Source organism: Rhodocytophaga aerolata (assembly GCF_030503435.1).
In the GTDB taxonomy this organism is placed as follows: Bacteria; Bacteroidota; Bacteroidia; order Cytophagales; family 172606-1; genus Rhodocytophaga; species Rhodocytophaga aerolata.
In genome coordinates this window covers 83,588-108,420 of sequence record NZ_JAUKPO010000005.1, presented here as the reverse complement: position 1 = coordinate 108,420, position 24,833 = coordinate 83,588, and the positions used below count along the sequence as shown (strand labels likewise).

The window sequence follows — 24,833 nt, the reverse complement described above, 5'->3', positions numbered from 1 at the left end:
ATTAGAAAACTTTACCTTTATCAGGTAGCTATTACGGAAACTGTGGAAAAAAGAAAAGCCATATCCCGGTGACATGGCTTTCGTGAGAACTGAATAGGTTGAGTTTACTTGTCTACCGGAGGCAGATCCAGAGAATTCAGAACCATGAGTTTATATCCGGTTCCATGTACATTTACTATTTCAATAGAAGGATCGTCTTTCAGGTATTTGCGGAGCTTGGTAATGTATACATCCATGCTACGGGCATTAAAATAGGTATCGTTCTGCCAGATATGTTTTAAGGCAATAGATCTTTCCAGGGTATGATTGAGATTCAGGCACAGCAGCCGCAAGAGTTCCGATTCTTTAGAGGTCAGTTTTACTGACTGGTTCTTGATAGCCAATGTCTGAAACTCATAATCAAAAGTATACTGGCCAATGGTAAATTGTTTCGTGTCTTTCGTAGTTTCGCCTGACTGACCAGACCGGCGCAAAATGGCTTTCATGCGTAAAAGCAGCTCTTCCATGCTAAAAGGTTTGGTCATATAATCATCTGCACCAATCCGTAATCCTTCCAGCGTATCTTCTTTCAACGATTTGGCGGTGAGAAAAATAATGGGAATCTGCTTATTTGAAGCCCGGATTTCTTTTGCCAGGGAAAAGCCATCTTTTTTGGGAAGCATCACATCAAAAATACACAGGTCATAGTGGTTTTGCTGGTAATACGTAAATGCCTTTTCCCCATCTCTGGCCAGGGTAGTTTCAAAGCCTTTTATTTCCAGGTATTCTTGCAGCAACTGGCCCAGATTCGGATCATCTTCTACCAGGAGTATTTTTGTTGCAGAGCTGTTCATACGGATATCTCTCTATTCCTCAACGAAGATACTGACAAAAGCCAACAGAACGTAGAATTTAACATCTTTTAACAATAACCAAGTGTACCCGGCCGACAGGCTAAATCCCATAAAGGTTAATCTCTCATCATTTGTCAATATTCATTATTTACCTGCTTTGTCGCGGCGTTGTTTCAATTCCCGCCAGGTAGTTAAAATAATGCCTTCCTGTTCAATGGCTTTTTTTAAGGCAGGGTCCATCATGGCCAGCATATCTCCTTTACGTGACTCGCCAGAACCTGAAATATATTGAAATACTTCTGTTGGAGCTGTACAATGCATAATTACCATCGTTACTCCTGGTTTTAGCGCCTTTATAGACTGAATGTATTTCTCCGTTTTCATTTTCCGCAGGTTTTCGTTGGTAGGCTTTACCCCGGCAGGCAGTTTCCATCCGTAGCTGGTGTTATGCAGATCGTCTAATACTGGTAAACCTGCTTGCCAGATCATCTGGCCGGCTTGCCTGAACTGGCTGGCTTGTGCAGCCGGAGGAAATGCTTGCCCTTTCTTTATTTGGCCATCGGCTACGGCTTCTTCGGCCAGTTGTGCAAAAATGGCTGTATTATGTCCGCCGGGGAACATAACCGGTATTTTGTGCTCAATGCCTACTTTGATATACCGCTCCATAAAAGCCGGTGAAGCAAACAAGGTTCCCATATGCGAATCCATATGCGTAGGTTCAAAGCCCATTTCCTGTGCACGAGCCAGCTGTGCCCGTATTTCTGCCTCCACTTCGTCGGGAGAAGCATGTTGCACGACTTGCGCCACATTTGGCCACAAGGCACCTTCTTTATCTACCAGGCCTGGGGAAGCAGGTTTACCGGTAAGCGGCCCCCAGCGGTAATCCTGCCACTCCGAAGTTAACGTTAAATGTAAACCCGCATCTACGCTTGGATGTTGTTTTAAATATTTTACAAAACCTGGTACCCAAGGGCAGGGCATCATCACACTCACAGAATTGGCTATTCCCTCTTCCATTGCTTTAATGGCTCCCAGGTTAGAGTCATAGGACATGCCGGCATCATCTACATGCAGAATAATTACCCGGTCGCCTTTTTTCCACCCCAGTTTTTCTGCATACGTTTGTTCAGTTTGTGCATAGCTAGCAGTCATAGGTAAGAAAAGGAGAAGGAGCAAACAACAACTAATACGGCAGAATGTATAGGTTTTCACAGATATACGTTTTATAGGATCATTATTACCTAAACATAGCATTTTCCTCAGAAAGAATAAAACAATTGCAAGCCTATAGGAGATAATAGTATAAAAAGGCTTTATTCATTTAATTTTGTATATTCATCAGAAAATATTCTTATATCCCAGGCACCTTATACAATCCATAGTACTTGATAATTTATAAACGTTCAACCCCTACTCCCATGAAAAATCCTGCTACTTTCTACCGATGGCTTAGTATTCTTTTGCTTATCTCTGGTTACACCTTGCCAGTACAGGCGCAGAATTTAACTCTTAGGGCAGACAAATTACGGAATGAAGAAAATGTAGCCATAGACGGCTGGGTAGTGAATCTGGAGCAGCCAAGCAATATTGTAGAAGAAAAACTTACTAACTATGCTAAAACTACCTTCAGTGCCAAACCAGATAAACGGACAAAAAATGTATGGGTATTTCCAAAAGTCCAGCTGAAGGAGATAACCCCTTTGCGGGGCGATTTGCGGGCTGTGCTCACCCCAGGCACTGATAATACTACCTTAGGTTTTACGTTCAGTCCAGGCTACGATATTCATCTGAGCAAGGAGCAGTATCCCAAAGAGTTGGCTAAGCTGGAAACCTGGGTTAAGCAATATGTAAAATACCACTACACGGAAGTGTATACCGACCAGATAGCCCAGAAGGAGAAAGAACTAAAAAATAGACAAAGTGCCCTGGAAAAGGAAGAGAAAAAACTGACAAAGCTGCGGGAATCTTTGTTTGATTCAGAAGCCAAAGCGGAATCTGGGGATGCGAAAGCTACCGCGAAAAATGAAAAAAATAAAACGGAAATTGCCGGTATAGAAAGCAATGTAGATAAATTGCGGGGAGAAATCGGAGAGATAGAAGCGGCTATTGCTGAGCTGAACGATTCTATTAAAAAAGTGAAGGAGTGACGTTAAAAGATGTTCAATAACCCTGGTTAGTTTTACCAACAACAGATTGAAGGATACATGACTTTTGAAGAATTTAAATCTAGTTTATCCGCTGATACCCCGCAGGCAGGAATGCCCAAATTAGCAGAAGCCCTCTGGTACGATGCCAAGGGAAACTGGGATAAAGCACATGACATAGCTCAGGAAACAAATAGCCCAGATCATTGTTTGCTTCATGCGTATTTGCACCGCAAGGAGGGAGATACCTGGAATGCCAATTACTGGTACAACCGGGCCGGAAGAAAAATGCCTTCTACTTCGTTAGAAGCTGAATGGGAAGCTATCAGCAGAGAATTTCTACGCTACTAATGTAACAGGCGAGCAGCATTATAGTATGTAAATGAATACAAACCCTCACCGGTTAAAAGCCGGTGAGGGTTTGTTATATCAGTCGGCTCTTTCTACTTTACCTGAACCGGAAATATCTACATCTACCGTTGGGTTGCCTTTGTAGCGTACTTTGCCGCTGCCGCTTACTTTGGCTTTCAAATAGTCGCTTACGGATATTTCCGCATTGCCTGAGCCGCTAATCCGGATGTTGGTTTCGGCAGATAATAACTCATAGGCACGTATTTTACCTGACCCTGAAATAGTAGATAAATGTTCTGCACAGGTGCCATTCAAATAAAGATCGCCGGAGCCCGAAATATCACTATCAATGCGGTTCGCATTCAGGGCTCCAAAATCAATGCTGCCAGAGCCGGAGATTACCAACGAAACATCGTCAGATTCAAAGTCGGTATCTCCTATAATTTTACCAGAGCCAGATACTTTCAAATACGTTACTTCCGGAACAGTGATATAAATTTTGATTTCCTTATACCTTCTCACCTGATGATGGCCAAAACCTATCTCCAGTTTACCTTTACGTACTTTGGTTTCCAGAATATCCAGTATGTTTTCCTGGGCTTCAATTTCTATTTCCTGGGTTGGACCTTGTTTCAGAATTACTTCGCCATCCACCGCTAAATCGATCTGGTCGAAGTCGGCTATGTTGCGGGTTTCGGCTACTACCGGGCCTTCTCCTCTGATACCCCAAATATCATCGTCGTGGCAGGCAGACAAAAATAGAAGAGAGAAGGCCATTACATAAATAAGGAGGTTACATGTTGTTTTCATTGCTTTAATTAATGTTTTATTGAATAAATAGATTGTATCTTACTAGTAAGTATTTGGTTGTGAGTAAATTAAAATTCTATCCGGTAATTTAATATGGGTATAAGGCCTGTCTGGTAGCTGGTGGCAATTTCTCCTTTGTCTTCATCGTAATACTTCCCGTATACATTTAGCCGGTTCGTTACATTTTGTATATCCAGGGAAAGAATATGGGATGCTTTCGGGTTGTTTTTGCGGTAACTTAGCCGGATATCCGCCCGGTAATAATTGGAGGCTTGTTCACCAAAAGCTTGATCTTCGTAATACACTGCTTCTCCTTTTACTCTGGAAGCGGCTAGATTAATGGGCGTATAGCGTTTGCCACCTGCCCAGATGATTCTGGTATTTAAGCCAATCAGGTTGGTTTTGCTGCGGCCAACTTTTATTTCTTTGCCGGCTGTTACATTTGCTACAAAGTTTCCATTGAAACGGGTGTTGTACTCCCGGCCATTGGCTGGTTTGTATTTGGAATCGTACAAGGATGTAGTGGCCAGGAAGTAATAATTATTGGTAAAGAATTTTTCTAGCGTAAGTTCCAGCCCATAGTTTCTGCCTGTACCCTTATTTACCAGGCTATCGGTTACAAAGCCATCTTCCCGGTTAATAATTGCCATGGTACTGGCCGGATCTGTACGGATAGGCACCTGGTTAAGCCACTGGTAATATACTTCCGTTTTTAGCCGCAGGTCTTCTTTCAGCTGGTTTTCATACGAGACAACTGCATGGCTTGCTTTGGTAAATCCCAGGTTTCTATTAGGTGTAACATAAGTACCATCTGACAATCGGTGTTGGGCAAAATAGGTAGACATGGCTTCCTGACGGCTGTGCACGCCTACACCCACACCTACTGATTGCCTGGGCGAAAAATCCCATTTCAATCCGGCTCTTGGTTCAAGCGATTTGCTGCCATTCAGCGCTAATTGCAGGTAATGTAATCCGGTATTCAAGGTCAGATTCTGCGCAATACGGTATTTCCACTGTGCATACGATTGAAATAATTGAGAACTTCCCTTGTTTTCAACAAACCTGACCACCTGGTTACCCAAATCTCTGTCGCGGCCTTCGGAAAACAAATCGAATGACAAATGGCTGAATATAATTCCAGTTCGCAGGGTATGCCTGGAATTAAATTTCCGGTTAACCATCACAGAGCCGCGGATGGCTGTATTGGTAAAATTATCCTGGTAATCAAATACTGGCGTATATTCATCATTCAGCGTATCCCTTGTGTATTTGTTTCTATTGCCAGAAAAAGAAAGCACTGATTCAAAAAATGTTTTTTCGTCCAGGAAGTAGGTATGTGTTAAACCAAAAGCCCCCATACTTACTGAAAATGCATCCTGGTGGCGGTCATATTTACTTTCCCATGCCGTAGAATCTTTATCTACAGCTCTTTGCTGGCTACTTAAGCCTCCTAAACCCCATACCGAGAAGTTTCCGGCTTTGCTCGTTGGAAGGTGTACCTTGAAGGAAAAATCCTGAAACTTAGGAATAGATGTTCCGGCAACTTTTATCCCAATATTATCCAGAATGCTTAATGTAGAATAGCGGTAGTTAGCCAGATAGGAAGCCTTTGAATTCTTACTGAAAGGACCTTCTACCGCAAAGTCTACACCCAGCAAGCCTGCCTGGAAAGCATATTCACGCTTTTCGTTATTTCCCCGGCGGAGTTTAATATCAAATACGCCTGAAAGAGCATTGCCATATTCGGCAGGAAAAGCACCGGTAAAGAAATCAGAATTATCCAGCATATTCACACTCAAAATACTTACTGCCCCTCCGGCAGAGCCTTCTTCAGCAAAATGGTTGGGGTTTGGGATTTCCACTCCCTCCAGCCGCCATAACAACCCTTTGGGAGAATTACCCCGAATTACAATTTCGTTGCCTACATCGTCGGTAGACGATACACCGGCAAAAGACAAAGCTGCCCTGGCCGGGTCGTTGATACTGGCTGCATAGCGCTTGGTTTCCTCTACAGAAATAGATCGGGCGCTTAAGGTAGCCATATCGTTTATTGGTTTTCCTTTTTCCTGCTCGGCAGCCACTACTACAATCTCATTCATTTGGATTAAAGATTCTGTCATCCGCACGTTCATGATCACTTCTTTTCCGGAGCCGACAAGCATTTCCGGAATCACTTGTTCTTCATATCCGATAGAAGTTATTTTTATGGTATGCCGGCCTACCGGAACTCCTTCAATGCGGAAGTTTCCATGGCTATCAGTGCTGCTTCCTTTAACAGGGTCGATACTGCTTATTATGACTGAGGCTCCGATAACAGGTGTCTGCGATTCTTTATCTACTACCGTACCCCGGATTGTTTGTGTCAGTGCCTGGGTAGGATTTTGTGCCCAAACTTTTCCGAAAAGGCATAGCAGTAGCCCTATAAGGATTTTTAATGTCCTCATTTTTAGTGTATTATGATGTAAGTATGATTTGTTTGAGTAGGTTTACCTGTATACTAAACCCTCTTGTGAGGCTTATTTTTTCTTAAGCCGTTTTTTCAGCAGATCTATTTCATTCACTACCTGATGAAAGTTCTGGATAGACTGGTTCCAGCCTTCGAGGTAGCTCTTTTGTAACTGAGAATTCTCTTTTTTGATAAATTGTTTGTGTATCATGTCCGTTTATTGTTTTGGTGTGTTAAAAGTTGAGTACTGCGCGAATGGTTGGTGAAAATCCTTCTTAGAATCTGAACCCTGCATGAATGCCCGGCCAGAGTTTTACATTTGTTTTCTCCCAGCGTCCATGATCTTCGTCGTATCTAGTCCAGGAAGGAGCCAGGCCAGAACCGATATTGGCACTATCATTCCCCTGGAATTGCGATACCATGACGTTGATGGCTGGCCCTGCAAAGAAGTAACTATGGTTGCCCAGGCGTACACCTAAGGTGCTGCGTACCTGGTATAGTTCATTTAACTTACTTGTCCAGATTTCGTCTTCATTAATATGGTAGCCTAATGCATCTATATTTACAGCAAACCGGTTGCCTAGGCCAATTTCTGTACCGATACCAAACCCATATCCATAGCGGAAGTAATCTAAATCTCCCTGAGCGCCTAAGGCGAAAATAGTATGGAACCCGCGTGTACCCATTTTATAAGCAATATTGGCATACAAAGCATCGCTTGCCCAAATTTCAACGCGGCGATACCCATTTTTAGCTATATTGATAAGGCCAATCTGTGCACCCTGAATGGTATCGGCTATATTGATTATACCAACCTGTGCACCTTTTACATGTCTGGCCACATTGATAAAACCACTTACTTGTGCCCCATCCACACGGCCATTGGATACATTGGCAAAACCAGCTATCTGCGGGCCACTCACATTGTCTTTGGCTACATTGGTGAAGCCAGCTAGTTGTGCGGTCTGCACACTACCTGTGGTAACATTCGCAAAGCCGGCTGCCTGTAAACCCTGTACATTGCCTTTTGTTACATTCACAAAGCCGGCAACTTGTGCACCTTTTACATTTCCAAGTAATACATTGGTGAAACCGGCGAACTGAATGGCTTCAGAACCGGCACCAGTGGTATTCACAAAACCGGCAAACTGAGCCCCTTTTACCGCGCCGCCATTTACGTTCATAAAGCCGGCAAACTGCGATCCGGTAACGTGATTTCGGACCAAGTTGCCAAATCCGGCAAATTGTACCCCTTTTACATAATCTCTTTCTATATTCAACAGGCCGCCAAACTCTGCACCCTCCAGACCTGCTGCATATCCCATTATCAAGTTAAAGGAAACCATATTCACTACTTCGCCAGATTCCATTCCGTTGGTACCTAGCGGTGATACAAACGTAAACTGAAAAGGTCTTTTGATATAGTCAGTGTTTTCGGAACTTATGGAATCCTGTTCCTGTAAATTGGCATCTGTTTGTTCGGTAAGTTGTTTTTCTCTCCTTGCCTGTTTTTTCTCCGATACTTTGCGCGACGGCGGATATACTTTGCTGGTGATACTCGATACATTAGCAGAAGCCAGTAAACCTTCCATTTTATCTTTTGCCCGCAGCAACTCTGCCATCATTTGTTCAGAAATAGTACCTTCCAATGGCTGACTCTGTGTGGGGCGTATTCCTGTTGTATCCTGGTAAGAAATTTCGTCGGGGCTGCGTTCTTTGGTATAAATGGGTACGCCGGAAGCTCCAGTGATAGTAGGCAAATAGGAGGGTTTGGTCAGTCCTTCCAGCCGTTCTATCTGACTGGTTTTCTTTGGCTCGTTTTTCAAAACTATCTGATTTCCCACCACCTGGTAGCCTACTTCCATATCTTTAAATATTTCGTCTAACGCGGCTTTTAATGGCTGATTTTTTACATTGATACTAACTTTTTTATCCAGTGGAATCAGGTTATTTACATAGGAAAAATTGATGCGGTAATTCTTGCGTATATCTCTGATGATCCGTTCCAGTGAAACCTCCGTATATTGCAAGGATACCTGTGTGTCCAGTAACTCACTTTGGGCCAACAGTGAAAAGTTCAGGCAAAGGGATATCAGGATAAGGAATACGACTCTCCTCATGGCAGTTATATTTTATAAATGTTAATGATTATTTACATCCAGGGCCAAAGAAAATGTATTGGCCATTTTTATGGGAATAGGTTAAATCTACAGAAACCACTAATACATCAATGATTTCCTGCAAGCTGGGGTTCTCATAGGTACCCGTGAACCGGCATTCAAGCAGCCTGTTGTCTGTTACTTCAATAGGTACACCAAAATAATCTCTTAGAGTTCCTACTACTTCCTTCATACTGGTATTGTTAAAGGTAAGTTTGTTGTCTTTCCAGGCCAGAAAGTTTTCATCCGTAATCTTCGTTTGGCTAATTTGTCCGCTGCTATCCGCTATGGCTTTAAGGCCAGGCGTCAGCAGTACACTTGCCTTCTCCGGGTTGTCTTTTGTAGAAAAAGCTACTTTTCCGGTTAGTACCTGCACTTCTGTTTTCCCATTCTCAGTACGTACGGTAAAAGAAGTGCCTAATACTTGGGTTTGGGTAGAGCCACTATAAATAGTAAATGTTTTACCCGCAGCTTTTTTTACGTCAAAAAAGGCTTCTCCTGTTAGGCGGACAACCCGGTCTTTTTCATTAAAATCAGGGGTGTAACTCAGTGAACTGTGTTTGTTGAGTACTATCCGGCTACTATCTGGCAGGTAAAAAGTTTGTTTCTCCTGCTGGGTAGCGAATATTACTGGTGCTGACTGGTTTTTCTGCGTGAGTTTTACTACGTATATAACACCCACGAGTACCAATAAAACAGCCGCTACTTTACTAACTAAGCTCCAGGGTTGAAACCGGATAATTTTAGCTTCTGGTTTTGCGAGGGTGTCTGTTTCTTCCTTTGCTAGATACTCCCGGGATATACCCGCATTGGATTGAAATTTCTGCCAGCCTTTCTCTACATCCGGGGTGTAGTTGTCAGCAGGCGTATCTACCGCATTCCAGACTTTTCTCAGACTGTCAAACAATGCTTTATTATCAGGATGCGCTTGCAACCAGGCAAACAGGAGAGATTTCTCCTCTTCAGAGGCTTCTCCCTGGAGGTATTTAGCCAGCAGATCCCAATATTCAGTATTTGACATTTCCATCATTAGTCCGTATTCGACTTTCTATACCTAAGACAGTAAAAGCAAGAGATACCCCCATACCGACATAAAATATTTTTTAATTTTTTTATTATTTCCCACGCTTCAGGCCGACATGCCTATACCGGCCCAAAGTGACTACTTCACGCATGGCTGGTAAAACCATTAGAAGGTAATGGTAAACAGGTGTTTGATGTAGGCATTCAGGTATTCCCGGAAATGCTTCAAGGCTTTGCCCATTTGATTTTCTACCGTTTTGGGAGAGATATTTAAGGTATCGGCAATTTCTTTGTAGCTCATATTTTCGTGCCGGCTCAGGACAAATATGGTTTTACAGGCAGGAGGGAGTGCTTCGGTTGCTTCGAAAACCCGTTGCTGTACTTCGGCCGCATTCAACATTTCCTCTACATTATTCCCAGATGGCTCCAGTAAATTGGCATCTTCCAGGTGCACCTGCTTTTTGTTTTTTTCCAGATAATTTAAAGCTGAATTAATTGCCGAGCGGTATAAGTAGGACTTTATAGAAAAGTTAATCTCCAGGGTTTGCCGGTTATTCCAGACCTTCATAAATACATCCTGAACAATATCTTCTGCAGCGTCTGTATCCCGCACAATCCGGTTTACTGTACGGCAAAGGGAAGCGTAATAATGTTTAAATAAAAGTTCAATAAATCGTGTCTCATCTGCCTTCTGAAGATGCAGCAAGTCTGCTTCCACATCATTTTTTGTTAGATAAGACATGCGTTAAATACGTAAAAATAAAAAATTACACTTTCTGCAAACGATATACTTAGTACATAGGCATTACTAGTGAATAATTGTACTAAACCTGGTGCGCAACCTGCCTTAACTTCTCTGCATTCAGAAGTGCCTGATGCCGCGGCAAAGGTAGTTGTCTTCTGCTTAATTGCAAATGTAATTTATTATAAGTGGTTGCACAACCGTATGAACCTTGCAAAAGCGGTTGTAAATGATTTTATTCTGCTCTTAGCTAGCACACTATCTTCTTATCGGCTGCTTTTCAAATGAAATATAACACTTTATTTTCTACTCTATTTAAGGACTATCAGTACGCATGGGTACTTTTTATTTACCCCTGAAACGGTCTGTATTATCCGGATATTTACTTGTATTTTTTTTAGCCATAGTGAAGCGTATATTCAAAAGGTAGGACTACTTTTTTCTATGCCTGCTCAGCTGTGTATGCATTCCTAAACTCATCAGCATTATATCAAGCAAAGTATATCTTGCTATAGGTATTTAATAGTTCTGCACTACCTTTGCCTGTATGCATAAGAATATATATGTTCAAATATCCGCTGTATTTGGTTTGCTAGGGGCCATACTTATTGTACTATACTTTTTTTGTTTTTACTGGCTGGGTAAAAATCCCCTTCTTTACATGAGCACCTTTGATCTGGTAATTCCTGTCATTTGTATGACGCTGGCTATGTTTTATTTCCGCGACAGAAAGAGGGCTGGTAGTATGCATTTCTGGGAAGGATTAATCATTGGGTTCTTCACGAATTTCATCGCTACTTTTCTTTCCGCACTTGTAATTTACTTATTTATTGTGTTTATTGACACTGGCCTGTTAACAAAACATATTGCCGACCTTCAGGATTTGATCGTTCAGTCTAAGGAGCAAATCAATACACAGTTTGGCAAAGATGCTTTTGAGCAGACAGTACAGAAAATTTCTCAAACATCTGCTTCAGATGTAGGCATAGATTTGTTTATTAAAAAATTTCTGATTTGCCTGTTTGCTTCCGGATTTGTTGCAGCAGTTTTACGGAAAAATCAATAAATTAACTTTTAGTCGTTATATTTATCCCCGATTATATACCTGACTTAACCAAGGATTTTGCTTATGGACTCAACCAGTACCCCCCCCTCCACAGCCCGGGTGGCTTTAAAATACGGATTGCTTACCGGGCTAGCCATGATCATTTTGTACATGATTATGAATCTTTCCGGCCTAGCATTTAGTGCTAACCGCGGTGTAGGTTTGTTTAATTCATTCGCTACCCTTTTTCTTATTCCCTGTATAGGCATTGTGCTGGCCATAAAAGATTTTAAAAGCCAGAACTCCGGATTTATGTCGTATGGGCAAGGGTTGGGCCTCGGTTCGCTGGTTGGAGGAGTAACCGGAGCCGTTTCTTCTGCTTTTACTACCCTCTACAATGCCTTCATAGATCCAACGGCTATCTCCAGAACATTGGATATACAACGGCAAGCTATGGAAGATCAGAATATGGACGATGCGCAAATAGATCAGGCTTTGGCTATTACAGAAAAAATGCTGGCGCCAAGTGTGGCCATTCCGGTAACTATTTTAATGCTGATTTTTTTCTGCTTTATTTATTCGCTGGTTATTTCCGCCATTATGAAAAAAGAGCAGAACGAACTTCAGGTTTGAGCTTGTTTTTTACTCTATATTGTACTTAGCTTTAATTTTCCGCAGATTTTTGTCAATCTTTTGGTCGACTGGCCTGGAATTGAAACGGTAGCCGGCAAATAGTTTTACGTTAAAGTTAGAAGCGGAAAGTGTAACCTGCTGCATCCGGAAGGGAGTATTATCAATTATAGCGGAAGCTCCTGCCATCCACCGTCGTCCGTTATAGCCACCAGCCACCCGCACATGATTTTTCCAGGCAAAATTAAAGTCTTTTTCCTGGCTGTCATTAATCATATACGTTTTGAATTGGGTGCCACCCCCAATATGCACAGAGCCGGAGAAATAAAAATCATCTACGACAAACGTATAGGCATAGCCAGGTAACAGCGACGTGTTGTAAAACCTTCCCCATTGAAAATTGGTATTTTCTGCCGATACGCCATCTCCACTAGCCGATAGTAATGCCTGGTTGCCATCAAAAAGCAGGTGTGCGAAAGAGACCATTAAAATAAAGGAGCCGGCACTTTGCAGTTGCTTTTCTGTTTGGGTATAGGCAGCTTTATAAGAAAACCGCTTATTGTTAAATACATAGAATACATTCGCTGCTATATTCCTTGCCCGGATGTCGCTGCGGTACGGATATGCTTTGCCTGGCGACCAGGTAGAGTCCAGCAAAGCAGGGTTGCGGGGATAGAACCCAGTGTAACGCTGATAGGCGAGGTCGCCCCCAAACCGAGTGCCGTAAAAGTTAGTTTGTAAGTCCAGATACCTGGTTTGCCCGTATTTGGCGTTTAACCTGTCCGAAACAGGGAGTTTAAAGCCAAGTTCCAGGCCGATTTTTTTATAAAAAAGCCCGGCTCCCAGAAAATAATTTCCATTGGGCGAATACGTAACAGATTCCCTGGCTCCAATGCGGTTTTTTATATTAAAGGTGAGATTGCGGGTAGCCATAAACGTTTTTACCATAAACTTTCTATGGAAATTACCTACAAAGGAATTTTGTGTAGTATCATCGGAGGCAACTACATCTCCGGTGGTCTGAGCAAAAAGTATGTATGGAAGCAGCGTAAGTATAATTGATAGGCCTACACTGCGTATAAATTTCTGTTGCATGAATACGCTCTATTATTCGCAATAGTATTTTACCAAAGCAAAGAGTCTACTAATCTAACCAAAAAATAAGGCCCCCGGTTATCTAGTACGATAATCGGGGGCCTAAAGATGAAAGTTAGGTAAGCTTTATGCGTAATTATTTAGCATTACTGGCATCACCAGCATTAATATGTCTTCATTCTCTTCCCGCTCGTCGGGGGTGATCAGACCTGCCCGGTTAGGAGCCGATAATTCTATATTGATTGTTTTAGAACTCAAATTATTCAACATTTCTATTAAGAAACGGGCGTTGAAGCCAATTTCCATGTCTTCTCCTTTGTATTCGCAGGGCAGATGCTCATTGGCTTCGTTGGAGAAATCCAAATCTTCGGCAGAAATAAGCAGGTCGTTTTTGGCAATCCGCAACCGCACTTGATTAGTAGCCCTGTTTGCATAAATAGAAATTCTACGCAACGAGCTTAGCAACTCTACCCGTCCGATGCTCAGGCGGTTAGGGTTGTTGTTAGGAATGGCATTTTCATAATCCGGGAAACGTTCGTCTATCAGCCGGCAAATCATCCGGATATTATTAAAGCTGAAAAACGCATTCGAGTTGCTGAACTCCATTTTTACAGGAGTAGATTCAGAGGGCAGAGAGGCCTTCAGTAAATTCAAGGCTTTGCGCGGAATGATCACTGAAAGATCGGTATTAGTACCGGCATCATCGCGGCGGTAGCGGATCAGGCGGTGCCCATCAGTAGCCACAAACGTGGCATTATTCTCATTTAACTGAATATACACACCTGTCATGGCCGGACGCAATTCATCCGTACTGGTGGCAAATATGGTATTGGCAATGGCCCTGCCCAATACATCTGAAGAAAACTCCAGGGTATAGGCTCTGTTTACAGCTGGTACCCTCGGGAAATCTGTCGCATTCTCACCGGATAATTTATACTGGCCATTGTCTGATTTTAATTCAACCCCATAGGTGTTTTCGTCTACCAGAAAGGTAACAGGCTGGTCGGGTAGTCCTTTCAGTGTATCAATCAAAATTTTGGCCGGCACTGCAATACTTCCACTGTCATTGGAGTTGATCTCCATTTCGGCGATGATGGATGTTTGCAGATCGGAAGCTGTTATGGTGAGTTTGTTTTTATTGATCTGAAACAAAAAATTCTCCAGAATTGGCACAATCGGGTTAGTTGTAATTACTCCACTGATAGCCGAAAGTTGTTTAAGCAAGGTAGAAGAGGAAACTTCAAACTTCATATAGATATAGGGTTGTGGCTGAGATACGGTTCAAATTTTTAATGTAAAAATAAATATAACACTTTAAATATTAATAGTGCTTATAGGAAGAAGTTAAATTTTTTCGCCGGCTAGCTGAGGTTGTTGTAAAAGGCCAGTAGTATACTTTCTTTTCCGCAAGTAGGTACGTACAAGCCCGAATCCTGTGATAATGAGTACAGGCAGTAGCAGATTAATAAGTTGCCATTGAACTCTTTCTTCCCGAATCCGGAGTTTGTCCAATGGACGCAGGGCTATTTCTTTATTTCTGGCAGCTATAATGCCATTCTCATCCATCAAGTAGTCGATGGCATGTACCATAAAATCTTTGTTGGCGAATGTGTTTTTGGAATACCGGTCATAGCCTAAAGGTAAAAAACGGCCATTCTGCGGGTTAATTTCATTGGCCAGTAAGTCGCCGTCGGAGCAGATAATGATTTTTGAAGGGGCACTGGTTTCTTTAAACGTAGCCGAACGAGGGTCGGTAGCAGTGATTCTGTTCGCATACAACGACCGGAATGAACCTTCCAACAAATAAGCTACTGGCAAATTTCCTCTGGTAAACAGGGCAGGGTTCATATCCAGGCCTGCCTGGTTCAGGGAAATTTCAACCGGAGCCGGCAAAACTCTGGTGTATTGAGAGGTATACATCAAGGGAGTTTTAGCAATGCCAGCTGCTTTTACGGTATCTACGGTTCCCACAAATCTGGCGTATACAGCATCCATATTCCGCACAATGGGGTGTTTGGCAAAAGTATTCAGCAAGGGAAAATAGGGCCAGGGCATCAGTTTAATTTGCGGCTGATTGCCTATCCGTCCTACATTTATCGGAAGAAAGGCAGAATTCAAATCCACAATCATATTGCCATTCAGGCGGATTCCGTACCTGAACAGCAGATCGTCTAGATTTAAATTATAGGGGAAAGCTACGGTATTGCTGCCGGAAAGGCTGTCGGTGCGGAGGGCATCTATAAAAAACATAGCCTTGCCACCCTTCACAATAAACTGGTCTATTTTGTATTTAGCTTCTTCGCTAAAGCTCGTATCTGGCTTGGCTACGACAATAGCATCCAGGCCTTCCAGACTGGGAGCTTTATTTACATTTACCCAGTATACCTCATAGTATTCCTGCAGGCTGTTGATCAAATCGGCTACTTGCTTTTCTTCCAGTTCTCCGTGCCCTTCCAGAAATCCAATCCGTCTTTTTTCTTTCAGCGTTAACTGCCGGATAGCCGAGGCCAGTTCAAACTCAGCCCCTTCCACCGACTGATTAATAATTTGCTCAGAACCAGCTATCTGGTTGCCTTTGAGCAGGAGTACAGATGCTTCTTTGTTTTTATAAGTCACCAGGGCCCAGGGAAATATAATTTTTTCTACTTGCTTTTCTCCTTCTTTGTCTACCAGATTGGTAGGCTGCATGCCCTTGTCTACTAGTTGCTTATAAAATTGATTCCGGGCTTGTTTATCGGCAATGGCTGTTGGATCTGAGAAAACAAAGCGGATATTGCGGCCACCGTATATTTCAAACTCTTCCAGTTGTTCGCGGATGGAGTTTTCCAGACGTTTAAAGCTGGAAGGCAGATCGCCAGTCAGGTATACAGTTACAAATACCTGGTCGTCCAGGTTTTCCAATATCTGCTTGGTGGCATCGGAAATGGTATACCTATTATCTTCGGTTAAATCTATTCTAAAAAAAACTTGCGCGGCGGCTATGTTCAGCACAAGTAGAATTACGGCTCCTATAAAAAACTGCAACCAATGTTTTTTCTTCATTTCAAAAAAGCTGGATTTCAAAAATACAATTTTTCTAAAACAATAATGCCATTCTTATTTTTTATGGGATAAATCAATAATAAATAATATACTTGCCAGGTCTATCGTATTGCAAGTATTCCTATGCTTATCCAAAGATGCTTCCTGATTCTTACGTTTATTATTCTGGCAAGCAAGCTTTTTGCCCAACCAGTATTTCCACCAGATAAACCTGACCGTAAACTACAACAAAAGCTAGAGTCGCTTACTAGCAATTTTAAAGGTGAAGTAGGCATATATGTACGCCACCTGAAAACAGGCAAAACGTCCGCCATTAATGCAGACACACTTTTTCCGACAGCCAGTATGATTAAAGTGCCTATTATGATTGGGTTGTTTGATAAAATACATAAAGGCGAACTGGATTATCATGCCGAACTACTATACCGGGATTCGTTCCTATATCCTGGCGTAGATATTCTGGGCTCTTTCCAGGATAGTACCAAAATAGCTATGAGTAAGGTAGTGATGCTGATGATTACTACCAGCGATAATACGGCTAGTTTATGGTGCCAGCAGATGGCAGGTACTGGCACGGCCATTAATACTTTGCTTGAAAAACAAGGGTTTAGACATACTAGGGTAAACTCCCGCACGCCTACCAGGCAAGCTAACCAGCAGCAGTATGGCTGGGGCCAGACTACTCCCCGGGAAATGGCGGAATTACTGGTGCAGATACGGGAGGGAAAAGTAATAAGCCCGGATGCCAGTGAGCGGATGTACCGCAACTTAACCCGCATTTACTGGGATGCCGAGGCATTATCGCAGATTCCACCAACGGTACAAGTTGCTTCTAAACAAGGAGCTGTAGATCAATCCAGGTCAGAAGTAGTGCTAGTAAATGCACCTTCCGGGGATTATGTTTTTTGTGTGATCACTAAAAACCAACAGGATGAGAGCTGGCAAAATACCAATGAAGGATATGTACTGCTCCGGAAAGTCTCCCGGTTACTCTGGCAGCATTTTGAGCCTAAATCGGACTGGGTTCCGAACAAAGAATCTGAGAAGTGGAATTAAGATTTTTTAATTATGATACCTTTTGTAGAAAATACATTGAATGCTTGATTAATTGCCTCTTTTTGTGGTTCAAAACAGCTAACAAGAGCAGATATTGCATAGTTGCTAAGCTACTTTATGTTTTATATAAACTTTTACAAAGTGTGTAATAATATATGAACAAAGTTTTTGCTATTGGAATGGCCCTTCTATGGGGAGTTATCCTTCTTATTGCCTCTTACTTCCTTCTAGATACAGTAGGAACAGTATTGTTCAGTATATGGTATGTTCTAGCTGCTATTTTTTACCTTATTAGTAGATTTGGCGGGAACCAGGCCACCAGCGAAAACGAACAGATTCTAGTAGCTCTATTGCCCAAGCACCAGTTCATTGCAGGTTTATTACTTGTGCTAACTGCGTACTTGATGTTAATTTTCTTCTTCGGTACGTATATAGATCCGGCCGATATGCCATTCAATAAATTCATTATCTATATTTTGTTATTTACAGGCTGCATTATTGGTGGACAGTATTACAACAAAAAGATAGTTGAACACAGCAATTATGGCGATGAGGAAGAAGCATCTTATGTCAGGAATTTACGAACTGCCGTTATTCTCGTTTTTAGTATTTTTAGCCCTTTTCTTGTTAACTATTTTATAACTAAATAGAAGATACAAATACAGCGAGAGTACAGCGTTACCAAGGGAATCCTGACAAGATATGTTTATTCAAAACAAGGAGAAAAGATTTATACCTATCAATTTATGCTTAACAACTATTTGTATGAAGGAAATGTGAATGAAAAAGAGTTATTTATCAGAGAGGGTGGCCAGAATATTAAATCAGGAGACAGTGTAGAATTATTGTATTATCCAAAAAATCCCGAAATCAACAGATTCAGTGATATTATCAGAGTTAAATAATGTATTGTGTAAGACATGCAATAAAGGCCCGTTAGCGGAAATTTAGCCTTTATTGCATGTCTTACGTAAAAATTTGCTCTTAACTGTTATTGCCGGCTGCTACCCCCAAAATCCTGATTTACATTAATGTATCCAGGATATTTCAATACTGTCTGGCCCACCATAATGGAAGGTTTTATTTTTAAGGTGACTCTTGTTGGTTTTCCGCCATTACCAGACAATCCCAGACCCATATTTACTGCCTGTTCAGCAGGCATGCCGCTCAATACTTTTCTTAAATCGGTAGAAATACGGATGGGTAAGGTAGTTACGCCACCATCTGGGGCAATTTGCACCCGTTCGTTAATCGTACCATCTACAATTTCTTTGTCATCAATTACCATAATCCAGTCTACACTGTTCATGGCAGCAGTAGTGGCATTCGGATTTTTAACTTCCATATTGACAATTAAATTCAGCGGTAACGATCCGGACGCATACGATTGGGTAATTTTAGCGGCCTGAACCAGGTTTAAATCTGAAATGCTGCGTACATTCTGCACATTGATGCCTGCCAGGGTAGTGTTTTCCAGGTTAGCTAGCCGGAAATCACAATTCGCAAATGTCTGGAGTTCTTTCAGCTGGCGGCAACTGATGCTGGTAAATAATACAAATAGAACAAAAATGGAGGTTTTTACTCGCATAGCAATTTCTTTCATGTTTACAGGTGAAAATAGAAAGGAAGTAAGAAAACAGATATGCTTACTTCCAGTTTTTACTCTATACGCTAACCCCATGCCAGCTTTGGCATGTTTTAGAATAATTTGGCTTCTTTAATAATTTCTGGAGTTACCTTAAAGAATTCCTGATGAATATTGAAGGGTGCTTCGCCATTGGCCTGGCATTTAATGTATAAGCCATCTTCTTGTAATTCATAGGCATTTACATTGTCTTTCAGGTTGTAGGCGAGTACATTGATTACTTCTTGTTTAATGGTTTCGGCGGTAAATAGGAATAAAGATTCTATCCGGCGTTCAAAACTCCTGACCATTATATCGGCGCTGCCTCCATATATTTTGTAGTCGCCGTCATTATGGAAATAAAATAAACGGGCGTGTTCCAGAAAATCCCCTACAATGGAGCGGACGGCTATATTTTCGCTCAGTCCGGCACGTCCAGGGCGTAGGCAGCATATACCTCTGACGATGAGTTTCACCGGAACCCCTGCCTGAGAAGCTGCATATAGTTCATCGATTACTTCGCGGTCTTCCAAAGAATTGATTTTAATGACAATGCCACAAGATAAACCTTCAGCTGCATTGGTAGCCTCTTTGCGGATCAGTTCAATGAGTTGCTGGCGCATATCACGGGGAGCCGTAATAATGTTCTGGTAGTTACTTGGCAACGAATGGCCTGTAATTACATTAAAAAACTCCGATATATCCTGTGCATAGCTTTCATTGGTTGTCAGCAGTCCTAAATCTGTATACAAGCGGGAAGTATCCTCATTATAATTTCCACTGGACATGTGTACATACCTGGTAATTTTATCGCCATCTTTCCGTACGATCAGCAGCAGTTTGGTATGCGTTTTATACCGGCTAATTCCATAAATTACAAAGCAGCCTGCTTTTTGCAACCGTTGGGCTTCCCGGATATTGTTTTCTTCATCAAACCTGGCTTTTACTTCAAAAAGCACTGAAACGTGTTTGCCATTTTCAGCTGCCTTTAGTAAAGCATTCGTTATGCGGGAAGATTTGGCAAGCCGGTAAATAGTAAGCTTAATGGCCAGAACATCAGGATCTTCAGCAGCTTGTTCTACTAAATGCACTACCGGTTCAATGCTGTTATAGGGATGATGCAATAGAATATCCCGGCTTTTTAACACCTCAAACAAGGGAGCATCTGCTTTATCTTTTAAGCTTATGGGTGTAATAGGTGCAGGTACCGGGGGTATTTCATCTCTGAAATCCTTATGATTTACAATTTGCCACAATCCAGTAAAGTCAATCATGCGGTCTGTGACGAATACGTTATCATCATCTAGTTCCCAGCGGCCTTTCAACACTTTCATCATCCAGGTGGAATAGCCGGATTCTACTTCAATGCGGACTACCCGGCCAGTACGGCGGGTTTTAATTTTCCGCTTAATTTCATCAATAAAATCATTGTCAATATCATCGCTTTCTTCCAGACTGAAATCGCCGTTGCGGGTAATCCTGAACAGGTCTACAGAAAGTATTTCGATATTGCGGTAAAGTTTGTGAATCTCACGCCGGATAATTTCTTCGATTGGTACAAAGATAAGCTGGTCGTCGCGGTAAATTTCGAAGAAGCGGGGCAGGTTCTGCGGAATCTGAACAAAGGAAAGCCTTCTCTGGTCTTTCGAGTCATCGGCTGTTCTGGTCACTACTCCGAAAATCAGGATTCGGTTCATCAGAATAGGGAAGGTATGGTACCCGTCAAACACCATAGGGGTGAGCATAGGGAAAATCGTACGCATAAAATACGCCGATATCTCCGACTTCTCTTCTGCGTTTAATTCCTCTACTTTGGCTATGCGAAAGTCCGACAGTTCGAATAAGGGCTGCAAATGTATTTTAAACTCATCGGTTTGTTCCTTAAAGAACTGCTGCGCCGTAGCCAGTAGGGTTTTCCGGAAAGTGGTTTCCCGCAAGCCTGAATAGTCTATCCGTTCTTTGCCATAATCCAGGTAGTTATACAAACTTCCTACCCTAATCATAAAGAATTCATCCAGGTTGGAAGAGGTAATGGCCAGAAATTTTAACCGTTCAAAGATGGTGCGGTCAGGATTTATTGCCTGATCCAGTACCCGGTAGTTAAATTGCAGCCAGCTAAGGTCGCGGCTAATATAGTTGCTTTGCTCAATTACACTGGAAACTTTATCCTTGACAAGCATTATCTCACGGAATTTTTTTATCGGGTTTGTTACAAATGAAAAAGGGGACAAAAGTGATGACCCCTTTTTTAAAAAACTACTTTTGTATTCTTCAAACACTATATATTATTTTATACATCCACTTTAGCATATTTCGCATTTTTCTCGATAAACTCTCTGCGAGGGGCAACCTCGTCTCCCATCAACATAGAGAATAAATGGTCCGCCTCAGCAGCAGATTCTATGCTTACTTGTTTTAACGTACGGGTAGTCGGGTCCATGGTGGTGGTCCAGAGTTGCTCCGGATTCATCTCTCCCAAACCTTTGTACCGCTGTATATTTACCGTGTCTTCCCGGCCATCTTTAGCAATTTCTTTTACTGCCTTGTCTCTATCTTCTTCACTCCAGCAGTATCTTTCTTCCTTGCCTTTTTTTACCAAATATAACGGAGGAAGGGCAATATAAAGATATCCTTTCTCAATTAAATCTTTCATATAGCGGAAGAAGAATGTTAAAATTAAAGTACGGATATGGCTCCCGTCTATATCAGCATCCGTCATGATTATAATTTTATGATAGCGGAGCTTATCCATGTTCAGGGCTTTTTCACCTTCAGATGTTCCAAAAGTTACGCCAAGCGCTGTAATCATGTTTTTAATCTCCTCATTCTCATATATCTTATACTCTTGCGCCTTTTCTACATTCAGGATTTTACCCCGGAGCGGAAGAATTGCCTGGAAACTTCTGTTACGGCCTTGTTTGGCACTGCCACCCGCACTATCTCCCTCTACCAGATACAATTCGCAAACTTCCGGATTGGAATCTGAGCAGTCGGCAAGTTTGCCGGGTAGGCCACTGCCGGTAAGCACACTTTTACGCTGTACCATCTCGCGGGCTTTGCGGGCGGCGTGGCGGGCCTGAGCCGCTAAAATAACCTTGGCTACAATAGCTCTGGCTTCTTTCGGGTGTTCTTCCAGATACGTATTCAGAATGTCACTTACGCAGGTACTTACTGCACCGGCCACATCCGAGTTACCTAATTTGGTTTTGGTTTGACCTTCAAACTGAGGTTCTGCTACCTTTACAGAAATTACGGCTGTTAACCCTTCCCGGAAATCGTCACCACTGATATCCATCTTCAACTTATCCAGCATACCTGTTTTTTCAGCATAACTTTTCAAGGTACGGGTTAAAGCTGCCCGGAAGCCTGATACGTGTGTACCTCCTTCAATGGTATTGATATTGTTTACATACGAAAATACATTCTCAGAATAAGAAGTATTGTAGTGCATGGCTACCTGTACTGGTACGCCGCCTTTATCGCCTTCCATGTAAATAGCTTCCGGAATCAGTTTTTCGCGGGTAGAATCCAGGTATTCCACAAATTCTTTTAATCCGCCTTCTGAATAAAACTCATCATAAGTAGGGTTACCTTCATCATCCAGGGTACGCAGGTCGGTAAGCGTAATGCGGATGCCCCGGTTCAAAAATGAAAGCTCACGCAAGCGCGTAGCCACTGTTTCGTATTTATATTCGGTAACCGTAAAGATTGAGGCATCAGGCAAAAATTCTACTGTGGTGCCGGTGCGGTCTGTGGTGCCGATTTCACGTACTGCATACAAGGGATGACCAATGTTATACTCTTGTTCAAATACTTTTCCCAAGCGGTGTACAGTCACTTTTAAGTGGGTAGATAAGGCATTTACGCAGGAAACACCCACGCCATGCAACCCACCGGAAACTTTATAGGTATCTTTGTCAAATTTTCCACCAGCGTGCAGTACGGTCATTACTACTTCCAGGGCAGAGCGTTTTTCTTTCGTGTGATAATCAGTAGGGATGCCCCGGCCATTATCGGTAACAGAAATAGAATTATTAGTGTTAATGACAACATCAATTTTGTCGCAATGACCGGCTAATGCTTCATCAATTGAGTTATCTACTACTTCCCAAATCAAATGATGCAACCCTTTCATACCGGTGTCGCCAATATACATGGAAGGCCGCTTTCTTACTGCTTCCAGACCTTCCAGTACCTGAATATTATCTGCTGAATAATTACTGGTTTTTTTTTCTTCTACTAGTTCATTCATATAGTATGTTGTCTTCTATAGTGAGGGGCAATTGTTGTATTTTTCATAAAAATGAAATAAATCTTCATGCCTGCCAAGTTGTAAAAATACGCTTTTTTTTTCACTTTTTCATGCCATTTTATGTCTCTGTCTTTTGAAAATAGGCATACCTTTGCATAAGTGATTATTCCTGACAGGAATAGATTAATTTCTGTATAAGAGTAACATAAATACCTGTAAATTAATTCTTTAAATGCCGAACAAACTGACCGGGTTGCTAAATATACAGATTAATTTGAACAATTACAGGTATATTTCTTACTTAGCCCAAAAGCGGTCTCTCTTTACTTGCCAACTATGCATAAAGCTACCCCAACAGCTCTTTTTAAATTATTAAAAACAAGACTGGAACAGGCACTGCCTGGCGAACCTGCTCAGAAAAAAATGGCTAGTTCAATCCAGTCTGCATTGCAGCTAAAAGCACAGCCAGACCACTTAACCCGCCAAAGTGCTGTATTGATTTTATTATATCCAGACAGCAATCATATCTATTTTCCAATGATTGTACGGCCTGTATATGCAGGCGTACACAGTGGGCAAGTGGCTTTTCCCGGAGGCCGGATGGAGGAAACAGATCGTAGCTATACGGATACTGCATTGCGTGAAGCTTTTGAAGAGATTGCTATTAATCCGGCTGAGGTGGATGTGGTTGGAATGCTAAGCCCATTGTATGTACCAGCCAGTAACTATATGGTGTATCCGGTAGTGGGAACCAGTTATAACCGGCCTGCTTTCCAGCCCGATCCCAGAGAAGTGGCGCAAATTCTGGAAATACCTTTGTCGCAGGTACAGGATCTGAGCAGAATAGGAAATAAAGAAATAATTGTGCGGGAAAATATAGTCATACAGGCTCCCTTCTACGACCTGCTCGGCCACACAGTCTGGGGAGCTTCGGCCATGATTTTAAGCGAACTAGGAGTAGTTCTTGAAGAGGTTGGGTTTTCATAATCCGGTAAAAGAATAGAACTGCCGGATTATGAAAGGTTTATGTGTTCCTGGTATTTATCAATAATCCATTTTAATACATGCCCGCAGATAACATAACTAAGGTACAACCTTCTATCGTCTGTATGCCTTTTTCATTGGCCAGCCGCATCAACTCGTCATTTTCAGTACCCGGATTAAAAATAATGCGTTTAGGATTTAATGACAGAATATAATCATACCACTCTGGTAAATTTCGTGAACCCACATACAACGTGACCGTGTGTACATCTGGAATAACTTTTTTGTCATTAATAATATCTTTTCCAGCAACGGTGCCTTGTTTTATACCCACCGGTGCTATTTCATACCCATGCCTCACCAGGCTGTGGGCTGCCCGGTAGGCAAATCTCTCCGGATTATCTGTAGCCCCTAATACAACAGTCTTTTTCATAGTTTGCAGCTTGTTTTCCGGGTAGAACACGTATAAACAGACAGAATGTTCCCAATAGTAGCTAAGGTAAGGAAGTTGTTACCGTAACTTCTTATTCATAGCTCATATATCCGTGCTCTTCCTATGAGTAATGGAATCTGCTACCATTCCTTGCTTTGGCAAAG

The 24,833-nt window shown here is 42.1% G+C and carries 23 protein-coding genes; 8 read left to right on the top strand and 15 right to left on the bottom strand.

The window, feature by feature from the left end; genetic code table 11:
* Positions 1 to 104: 104 nt before the first annotated feature.
* Together Q0590_RS11030 and Q0590_RS11025 are read right to left on the bottom strand one after the other, a co-directional pair.
* The gene (locus Q0590_RS11030) at positions 105 to 833 is read right to left on the bottom strand and encodes a response regulator transcription factor (RefSeq protein ID WP_302037593.1); all 729 of its coding nucleotides are present in this window, start codon (positions 831 to 833) and stop codon (positions 105 to 107) included.
* Between the two features lie 144 nt (positions 834 to 977).
* Complete coding sequence (locus Q0590_RS11025) at positions 978 to 1,985, bottom strand: polysaccharide deacetylase family protein (RefSeq protein ID WP_302037592.1); 1,008 nt, start codon at positions 1,983 to 1,985, stop codon at positions 978 to 980.
* Between the two features lie 266 nt (positions 1,986 to 2,251).
* On the opposite strand from Q0590_RS11025, the gene Q0590_RS11020 reads away from it, so the two are divergent.
* Positions 2,252 to 2,980 carry a hypothetical protein gene (locus Q0590_RS11020; RefSeq protein WP_302037591.1) on the top strand — a complete coding sequence of 243 codons (729 nt, stop codon included), beginning with the start codon at positions 2,252 to 2,254 and terminating at the stop codon, positions 2,978 to 2,980.
* A 57-nt stretch (positions 2,981 to 3,037) separates the two neighbouring features.
* On the top strand, positions 3,038 to 3,328 hold the full coding sequence (locus tag Q0590_RS11015; RefSeq protein ID WP_302037590.1) for a hypothetical protein: 291 nt from the start codon (positions 3,038 to 3,040) through the stop codon (positions 3,326 to 3,328).
* A gap of 78 nt (positions 3,329 to 3,406) precedes the next feature.
* Here the strand turns inward: Q0590_RS11015 and Q0590_RS11010 are convergent, their stop codons facing one another.
* From Q0590_RS11010 to Q0590_RS10985, 6 genes are all read right to left on the bottom strand, one after another.
* Positions 3,407 to 4,138, bottom strand: a complete 732-nt coding sequence (locus Q0590_RS11010) for a head GIN domain-containing protein (protein WP_302037589.1) — start codon at positions 4,136 to 4,138, stop codon at positions 3,407 to 3,409.
* Positions 4,139 to 4,206: 68 nt separating this feature from the next.
* Positions 4,207 to 6,582, bottom strand: a complete 2,376-nt coding sequence (locus Q0590_RS11005) for a TonB-dependent receptor (protein WP_302037588.1) — start codon at positions 6,580 to 6,582, stop codon at positions 4,207 to 4,209.
* 72 nt (positions 6,583 to 6,654) lie between these two features.
* Positions 6,655 to 6,795: a hypothetical protein gene (locus Q0590_RS11000; RefSeq protein WP_302037587.1), complete on the bottom strand. Its 141-nt coding sequence runs from the start codon at positions 6,793 to 6,795 to the stop codon at positions 6,655 to 6,657.
* Positions 6,796 to 6,859: 64 nt separating this feature from the next.
* Positions 6,860 to 8,704: an STN domain-containing protein gene (locus Q0590_RS10995; RefSeq protein WP_302037586.1), complete on the bottom strand. Its 1,845-nt coding sequence runs from the start codon at positions 8,702 to 8,704 to the stop codon at positions 6,860 to 6,862.
* 28 nt (positions 8,705 to 8,732) lie between these two features.
* Entirely contained in the window at positions 8,733 to 9,764 is a 1,032-nt protein-coding gene (locus Q0590_RS10990) for a FecR domain-containing protein (protein ID WP_302037585.1), read from the bottom strand.
* Positions 9,765 to 9,932: 168 nt separating this feature from the next.
* On the bottom strand, positions 9,933 to 10,508 hold the full coding sequence (locus tag Q0590_RS10985) for an RNA polymerase sigma-70 factor (RefSeq protein WP_302037584.1): 576 nt from the start codon (positions 10,506 to 10,508) through the stop codon (positions 9,933 to 9,935).
* A 547-nt stretch (positions 10,509 to 11,055) separates the two neighbouring features.
* On the opposite strand from Q0590_RS10985, the gene Q0590_RS10980 reads away from it, so the two are divergent.
* Both Q0590_RS10980 and Q0590_RS10975 read left to right on the top strand, forming a co-directional pair.
* Positions 11,056 to 11,574, top strand: coding sequence for a DUF4199 domain-containing protein (locus Q0590_RS10980; RefSeq protein WP_302037583.1), 519 nt, complete (start codon positions 11,056 to 11,058; stop codon positions 11,572 to 11,574).
* A 63-nt stretch (positions 11,575 to 11,637) separates the two neighbouring features.
* Positions 11,638 to 12,186 carry a DUF4199 domain-containing protein gene (locus Q0590_RS10975; RefSeq protein ID WP_302037582.1) on the top strand — a complete coding sequence of 183 codons (549 nt, stop codon included), beginning with the start codon at positions 11,638 to 11,640 and terminating at the stop codon, positions 12,184 to 12,186.
* A 9-nt stretch (positions 12,187 to 12,195) separates the two neighbouring features.
* Here Q0590_RS10975 and Q0590_RS10970 read toward each other — a convergent pair whose 3' ends face one another.
* The 3 genes from Q0590_RS10970 to gldG form a co-directional block, all read right to left on the bottom strand.
* Positions 12,196 to 13,278 carry a DUF4421 family protein gene (locus Q0590_RS10970; RefSeq protein ID WP_302037581.1) on the bottom strand — a complete coding sequence of 361 codons (1,083 nt, stop codon included), beginning with the start codon at positions 13,276 to 13,278 and terminating at the stop codon, positions 12,196 to 12,198.
* A gap of 126 nt (positions 13,279 to 13,404) precedes the next feature.
* Entirely contained in the window at positions 13,405 to 14,529 is a 1,125-nt protein-coding gene (gene dnaN / locus Q0590_RS10965) for a DNA polymerase III subunit beta (protein WP_302037580.1), read from the bottom strand.
* A gap of 93 nt (positions 14,530 to 14,622) precedes the next feature.
* On the bottom strand, positions 14,623 to 16,320 hold the full coding sequence (gene gldG / locus Q0590_RS10960) for a gliding motility-associated ABC transporter substrate-binding protein GldG (RefSeq protein WP_302037579.1): 1,698 nt from the start codon (positions 16,318 to 16,320) through the stop codon (positions 14,623 to 14,625).
* Between the two features lie 123 nt (positions 16,321 to 16,443).
* Between gldG and Q0590_RS10955 the strand changes: the two genes are divergently transcribed.
* The 3 genes from Q0590_RS10955 (at position 16,444) to Q0590_RS10945 (ending at position 18,281) form a co-directional block, all read left to right on the top strand.
* Positions 16,444 to 17,376, top strand: a complete 933-nt coding sequence (locus tag Q0590_RS10955) for a serine hydrolase (protein WP_302037578.1) — start codon at positions 16,444 to 16,446, stop codon at positions 17,374 to 17,376.
* A gap of 155 nt (positions 17,377 to 17,531) precedes the next feature.
* Positions 17,532 to 18,026 (top strand): hypothetical protein, encoded by a 495-nt coding sequence (locus tag Q0590_RS10950; RefSeq protein ID WP_302037577.1) that lies wholly within the window; start codon positions 17,532 to 17,534, stop codon positions 18,024 to 18,026.
* Between the two features lie 96 nt (positions 18,027 to 18,122).
* Positions 18,123 to 18,281, top strand: a complete 159-nt coding sequence (locus Q0590_RS10945) for a hypothetical protein (RefSeq protein ID WP_302037576.1) — start codon at positions 18,123 to 18,125, stop codon at positions 18,279 to 18,281.
* An 86-nt stretch (positions 18,282 to 18,367) separates the two neighbouring features.
* Here Q0590_RS10945 and Q0590_RS10940 read toward each other — a convergent pair whose 3' ends face one another.
* The 3 genes from Q0590_RS10940 to gyrB form a co-directional block, all read right to left on the bottom strand.
* Positions 18,368 to 18,979: an LEA/WHy family protein gene (locus tag Q0590_RS10940; RefSeq protein WP_302037575.1), complete on the bottom strand. Its 612-nt coding sequence runs from the start codon at positions 18,977 to 18,979 to the stop codon at positions 18,368 to 18,370.
* 95 nt (positions 18,980 to 19,074) lie between these two features.
* Positions 19,075 to 21,180 carry a polyphosphate kinase 1 gene (gene ppk1 / locus Q0590_RS10935; RefSeq protein ID WP_302037574.1) on the bottom strand — a complete coding sequence of 702 codons (2,106 nt, stop codon included), beginning with the start codon at positions 21,178 to 21,180 and terminating at the stop codon, positions 19,075 to 19,077.
* 110 nt (positions 21,181 to 21,290) lie between these two features.
* Positions 21,291 to 23,252, bottom strand: a complete 1,962-nt coding sequence (gene gyrB / locus Q0590_RS10930; RefSeq protein WP_302037573.1) for a DNA topoisomerase (ATP-hydrolyzing) subunit B — start codon at positions 23,250 to 23,252, stop codon at positions 21,291 to 21,293.
* 336 nt (positions 23,253 to 23,588) lie between these two features.
* On the opposite strand from gyrB, the gene Q0590_RS10925 reads away from it, so the two are divergent.
* Entirely contained in the window at positions 23,589 to 24,239 is a 651-nt protein-coding gene (locus tag Q0590_RS10925) for an NUDIX hydrolase (protein WP_302037572.1), read from the top strand.
* 70 nt (positions 24,240 to 24,309) lie between these two features.
* On the opposite strand, the gene Q0590_RS10920 is transcribed toward Q0590_RS10925, so the two are convergent.
* A complete protein-coding gene (locus Q0590_RS10920; RefSeq protein WP_302037571.1) occupies positions 24,310 to 24,669 on the bottom strand; it encodes a CoA-binding protein in 360 nt (119 codons plus the stop codon).
* Between the last annotated feature and the right edge of the window lie 164 nt (positions 24,670 to 24,833).

Coding starts and splice junctions, on each gene's coding strand:
- Q0590_RS10990 (WP_302037585.1), bottom strand. CDS start 9,764: ATGTCAAATACTGAATATTGGGATCTGCTGGCTAAATACCTCCAGGGA.
- Q0590_RS10975 (WP_302037582.1), top strand. CDS start 11,638: ATGGACTCAACCAGTACCCCCCCCTCCACAGCCCGGGTGGCTTTAAAA.
- Q0590_RS10950 (WP_302037577.1), top strand. CDS start 17,532: ATGAACAAAGTTTTTGCTATTGGAATGGCCCTTCTATGGGGAGTTATC.
- Q0590_RS11005 (WP_302037588.1), bottom strand. CDS start 6,582: ATGAGGACATTAAAAATCCTTATAGGGCTACTGCTATGCCTTTTCGGA.
- Q0590_RS11015 (WP_302037590.1), top strand. CDS start 3,038: ATGACTTTTGAAGAATTTAAATCTAGTTTATCCGCTGATACCCCGCAG.
- Q0590_RS11025 (WP_302037592.1), bottom strand. CDS start 1,985: ATGACTGCTAGCTATGCACAAACTGAACAAACGTATGCAGAAAAACTG.
- Q0590_RS10925 (WP_302037572.1), top strand. CDS start 23,589: ATGCATAAAGCTACCCCAACAGCTCTTTTTAAATTATTAAAAACAAGA.
- Q0590_RS11030 (WP_302037593.1), bottom strand. CDS start 833: ATGAACAGCTCTGCAACAAAAATACTCCTGGTAGAAGATGATCCGAAT.
- gyrB (WP_302037573.1), bottom strand. CDS start 23,252: ATGAATGAACTAGTAGAAGAAAAAAAAACCAGTAATTATTCAGCAGAT.
- Q0590_RS10940 (WP_302037575.1), bottom strand. CDS start 18,979: ATGAAAGAAATTGCTATGCGAGTAAAAACCTCCATTTTTGTTCTATTT.
- Q0590_RS11000 (WP_302037587.1), bottom strand. CDS start 6,795: ATGATACACAAACAATTTATCAAAAAAGAGAATTCTCAGTTACAAAAG.
- Q0590_RS10980 (WP_302037583.1), top strand. CDS start 11,056: ATGCATAAGAATATATATGTTCAAATATCCGCTGTATTTGGTTTGCTA.
- Q0590_RS10985 (WP_302037584.1), bottom strand. CDS start 10,508: ATGTCTTATCTAACAAAAAATGATGTGGAAGCAGACTTGCTGCATCTT.
- Q0590_RS10945 (WP_302037576.1), top strand. CDS start 18,123: ATGCTTAACAACTATTTGTATGAAGGAAATGTGAATGAAAAAGAGTTA.
- Q0590_RS10970 (WP_302037581.1), bottom strand. CDS start 13,278: ATGCAACAGAAATTTATACGCAGTGTAGGCCTATCAATTATACTTACG.
- gldG (WP_302037579.1), bottom strand. CDS start 16,320: ATGAAGAAAAAACATTGGTTGCAGTTTTTTATAGGAGCCGTAATTCTA.
- dnaN (WP_302037580.1), bottom strand. CDS start 14,529: ATGAAGTTTGAAGTTTCCTCTTCTACCTTGCTTAAACAACTTTCGGCT.
- ppk1 (WP_302037574.1), bottom strand. CDS start 21,180: ATGCTTGTCAAGGATAAAGTTTCCAGTGTAATTGAGCAAAGCAACTAT.
- Q0590_RS10995 (WP_302037586.1), bottom strand. CDS start 8,704: ATGAGGAGAGTCGTATTCCTTATCCTGATATCCCTTTGCCTGAACTTT.
- Q0590_RS10920 (WP_302037571.1), bottom strand. CDS start 24,669: ATGAAAAAGACTGTTGTATTAGGGGCTACAGATAATCCGGAGAGATTT.
- Q0590_RS10955 (WP_302037578.1), top strand. CDS start 16,444: ATGCTTATCCAAAGATGCTTCCTGATTCTTACGTTTATTATTCTGGCA.
- Q0590_RS11020 (WP_302037591.1), top strand. CDS start 2,252: ATGAAAAATCCTGCTACTTTCTACCGATGGCTTAGTATTCTTTTGCTT.
- Q0590_RS11010 (WP_302037589.1), bottom strand. CDS start 4,138: ATGAAAACAACATGTAACCTCCTTATTTATGTAATGGCCTTCTCTCTT.